Origin of the sequence: Aneurinibacillus danicus (assembly GCF_007991215.1) — a bacterium.
Classification (GTDB): domain Bacteria; phylum Bacillota; class Bacilli; order Aneurinibacillales; family Aneurinibacillaceae; genus Aneurinibacillus; species Aneurinibacillus danicus.
The window spans coordinates 1-3,746 of the sequence record NZ_BJXX01000161.1; the positions used below are offsets into that span (position 1 = coordinate 1).

Genomic DNA, 3,746 nt, shown 5'->3' on the forward strand with positions numbered 1-3,746 from the left:
GATTTTCACAGAAAAAATATATCTTCCATACTATCTTACTTCAAGCCAATAAAGCAAAAAAGACGAAAAACCACGACTGTTTACCGGATCTCCATGTTTGTGCGCTTGCCGTTCTTTAATAGACACAGGCTCAACTTCGTGAATTACTCGCCATTAAAATGGTGAGGATTCCCGTACGATTTCCTAAACTTACTACCCTGTCTTCGCTCATAAATCTGTTACAATAGTCAAGACAAACATAGTACAGTATCTATATGGAGGAATTCATATGGCGACTTCAACAGCCATAGCTTCGTTGGAGACGCTTGTGGTGATTCATCGAAGCAGCAATCTCGATGAAATTTATACACAGCTTATCTCCAACTTCAAGCGTGTCCCCTATTTCGATTGGATCGGCGTCTACATCAAAGAAGGAACGAATATGGTATTGAAAGCCGCGTCCAATGAGCCAGAACCTGTCTCATTGGCCCGTCTCTCCATTATCCAAATTCCTATGCGGGTAAACAAAGAACTAATAGGAAACATTACGGTGATGACACAGCCGTCACAGCCGATCGATGAATCAGATTATCTAGCACTTGCAAAAACGGCAGAAGAGCTAGGAAAGAAAGTGGCGCTTCTTGATACTTGAGCGTAAGCGATCACTACATAAATGTAGTATAATCGACTTTGAGGTGAAAAACGGATGACCAAGCATCAGAAGCAATCACTCCTGCTTGCGATTCTGGGCGTCGTATGCTTTGTCGGCGTCGGAATTTCGGTTGGGGAACGCAGCGGCCTTATGGCAGGCATCTTTTTGATAGGTGCCATTCTCATCATCGGATTTGGCTTCATGCTTAAAGCCAAGCGCAGAAAAAATGGACAGCTCTAATCCATGGTGGCCCACCGTTTGCGGCAAGCAGACGGCGGGTTCGTTTATTTTATCGGATCCAGGGGTAAGATAAGCCTACAAGCGATAGACAGTTTGCATCTCCAACCAATATAAGGAGCGATGAAATATGGGAATTCTGCGTACGATTATTCTGGTTATTCTCGCACTTTGGTTCATCGGTTTTCTATTCAGGGTAGCCGGTGGACTCATTCACATTTTGCTGCTGATTGCCGGAGTGCTGTTTATCATCGACCTCGTATCGGGCAGACGCGGAAAAATATAACGACACGGAGCCTTCGGATGTGGTACCGGAGGTTTTTGTCTGCCCAAGTAAACAAATATTCAAAAGAATACTTGAATTTAATCTTTCGTCCGCATACACTGGAAGTATCAATCATACAGGGAGGAACCTTTCATGGGCGGACACCATCACCATCATGGTCATGCGCATCACCACGGGCATGGACACCATCATCACCATGGCGAAAACGCCAATCGTAAATCGTTATTTATCGCGTTTCTGTTGATTACCGGCTTTATGATCGTAGAATTTATCGGAGGTATTCTCAGCAACAGTCTCGCGCTCCTATCGGATGCCGGTCATATGCTGAGCGACTCCGCCTCGCTTTTCTTGAGCGTGCTCGCCATGTGGCTCGCCGGCAAACCGGCCACGTCCACCAAAACATACGGCTACAAGCGGACTGAGATTCTCGCCGCTCTGCTAAACGGCATAACGCTGGCCGTTATTTCCGTCTATATTTTTGTAGAGGCGTACCACCGTTTCTTTATTCCTGAAGCGGTCGCCAGCGGACAAATGATGCTAATCGCGGTGCTTGGCCTGCTGGTCAATATCGTCGCGGCTTGGATCCTGATGCGCGGGGGCAATACGTCCGACAACCTGAACGTGCGCAGTGCATTTCTGCATGTACTCGGGGATATGCTGGGATCTGTAGGCGCGATTGTCGCGGCACTGCTTATCTGGCAGTTCGGCTGGACGATTGCCGATCCGATTGCGAGTGTTATTGTCGCGGTGCTGGTGCTTATTTCAGGATGGCGCGTGATCCGCGACTCTGTGAATGTCCTGATGGAGGGCGTTCCTGATGGTATGGATATTGATAAAATCCGTAAATCCGTGCTCACCATTGAAGGTGTGACCGCTGTGCATGATCTGCACGTCTGGACCGTCACATCCGGTTTTCCTTCACTGAGCTGTCACATTGTTGTGCAGAATCCCTCACAGTCTGGCGATGTACTGCGTGCAGCCAATCATATGTTCAAAGAGAAGTTCCACATCGCCCATACTACTATCCAAATCGAAGATCCGGATATGTGCCGGAAAGGAGACATGTGCGATGAAGAAGACCACCGACACTAGCGAAGCGTGCCATCTCTCTTCTACGACCGAGGCGGTACTGCGCGAGGCACTTGCCACCAAGCCTGTCGAAAAGTTGGCAGGCTGGTTCAAGGGCCTTGCAGACATAAACCGTGTGAAGATTGCCTATCTGCTGACCCGCCATGAAGAGCTTTGCGTGCACGATATTGCAAGACTGCTTGACATCTCCGTCGCTAATGCGTCCCACCATCTCCGCCTGATGCGGACGCTGGGCGTCGCAAAAACGAAAAAAGCGGGCACTACCGTTTTTTACTCCCTGGCCGACGACCATGTTCATGACATCCTGTTACTGGGTATGGAACATATGGAGGAAGGGATATAACGATCAGACTCGGAAAGAATAGGGGAAGAAACCATGACGAAGCAAGACATACTTGAACAGATTGAAGCGATGTCGGAGCGGGACCTAAAAGCGGTCGCCCGTACCGTGAATGCGCTTAACAGCATGAAAGAGAACCACTATCCTTTTCTCGGAAATTTTCTCGGTGTAGTGGAAGAAGAAAGCCAGGACGACAATGAATTTGTCTGCTCGATGCCGATTGGCCGCGAGGTGCTGAATCCGTACCGCATCGTATACGGGGGAATCACCGCCACGCTGGCCGACATGGCAATGGGCTGGATGCTGGAGCTCCGCATCTCGCCAAGGGACAAGTTCGTCACGCTGGATATGAACGTCAACTACCACAAAGCCGGTACCGGCAAGAAGCTCATCGCCACGGCCCGCGTCGTCAATCAGGCACAGGACATCTGGCAGATGGCCTGCGACGTACGCAACGACCGCAGCGATCTGGTGGTTACGGCAACCGCCACCTTTCGTCAACTGTATCGAAGCAAAGAATAGCGCAAACCGCGCAATACATTCGGAAAGGCGGAGAGCATCATGAAAAAGACGTGCCAGGCAAACGGAATCGAACTTGCGTATCAGGAACAAGGCCAGGGTGAAGCGGTCGTTCTGCTGCATGGTTTCTGCGGCAGTTCGGCGTATTGGGAATATATCATTCCCGAGCTTGAGAGAGACTACCGGGTCCTTGCTCCCGACTTACGCGGCCACGGGGACAGTGCCGTTTCCGTGGGTACGTATTCAATGGACCTGTTCGCAGAAGACATTAAGCAGATGTTGGACGCACTGGACATTTCCGAAGCAACACTATTGGGTCATTCGCTAGGCGGTTATGTGACGCTTGCGTTCGCCGAGAAATACTCAGATCGGCTAAAAGCGTTCGGACTTATTCACTCTACCGGCCTGCCGGATGCGGAATCTGCCCGTGCTTCTCGTCGCCGGCGCAGATGATCAGCTGATTTCGCCGGATAAGACATTCTCTGTCGAGCAGGGGCTGGTTACGTCCGAAACCCTATCGAATGTCGGACATATGAGCATGTATGAAGGGCCGAATAAGCTCGTCGGTATTATTCGTGAATTTTTAAACCCGTCCCGTTAAAAGCTCATCCACACTAATATGAGAAAAACTCGCGGACGTTGCC

8 protein-coding genes are annotated in these 3,746 nt (G+C 49.9%); all 8 read left to right on the forward strand.

All coding sequences use genetic code 11. The features are described from left to right. The first annotated feature begins 268 nt into the window (after window positions 1-268). The 8 genes from ADA01nite_RS16985 to ADA01nite_RS23120 all read left to right on the forward strand — a co-directional run bounded on the left by ADA01nite_RS16985 (window position 269) and on the right by ADA01nite_RS23120 (window position 3,703). Window positions 269-631: a hypothetical protein gene (locus tag ADA01nite_RS16985; protein WP_146811467.1), complete on the forward strand. Its 363-nt coding sequence runs from the start codon at window positions 269-271 to the stop codon at window positions 629-631. 54 nt (window positions 632-685) lie between these two features. Further along, window positions 686-871, forward strand: a complete 186-nt coding sequence (locus tag ADA01nite_RS16990; protein ID WP_146811468.1) for a YlaF family protein — start codon at window positions 686-688, stop codon at window positions 869-871. 127 nt (window positions 872-998) lie between these two features. Beyond that, window positions 999-1,154 carry a lmo0937 family membrane protein gene (locus tag ADA01nite_RS16995; RefSeq protein ID WP_146811469.1) on the forward strand — a complete coding sequence of 52 codons (156 nt, stop codon included), beginning with the start codon at window positions 999-1,001 and terminating at the stop codon, window positions 1,152-1,154. A 132-nt stretch (window positions 1,155-1,286) separates the two neighbouring features. Next, a complete protein-coding gene (locus ADA01nite_RS17000) occupies window positions 1,287-2,246 on the forward strand; it encodes a cation diffusion facilitator family transporter (RefSeq protein WP_146811470.1) in 960 nt (319 codons plus the stop codon). After that, window positions 2,224-2,586, forward strand: coding sequence for an ArsR/SmtB family transcription factor (locus ADA01nite_RS17005; protein WP_146811471.1), 363 nt, complete (start codon window positions 2,224-2,226; stop codon window positions 2,584-2,586). Before ADA01nite_RS17000 ends, ADA01nite_RS17005 begins: the two co-directional genes overlap by 23 nt. Window positions 2,587-2,619: 33 nt before the next feature. Further along, on the forward strand, window positions 2,620-3,105 hold the full coding sequence (locus ADA01nite_RS17010) for a PaaI family thioesterase (protein WP_146811472.1): 486 nt from the start codon (window positions 2,620-2,622) through the stop codon (window positions 3,103-3,105). 39 nt (window positions 3,106-3,144) lie between these two features. Then, window positions 3,145-3,555: an alpha/beta fold hydrolase gene (locus ADA01nite_RS17015; RefSeq protein WP_371863573.1), complete on the forward strand. Its 411-nt coding sequence runs from the start codon at window positions 3,145-3,147 to the stop codon at window positions 3,553-3,555. Then, window positions 3,530-3,703 carry an alpha/beta fold hydrolase gene (locus tag ADA01nite_RS23120; RefSeq protein ID WP_371863574.1) on the forward strand — a complete coding sequence of 58 codons (174 nt, stop codon included), beginning with the start codon at window positions 3,530-3,532 and terminating at the stop codon, window positions 3,701-3,703. Before ADA01nite_RS17015 ends, ADA01nite_RS23120 begins: the two co-directional genes overlap by 26 nt. Window positions 3,704-3,746: the final 43 nt, after the last annotated feature.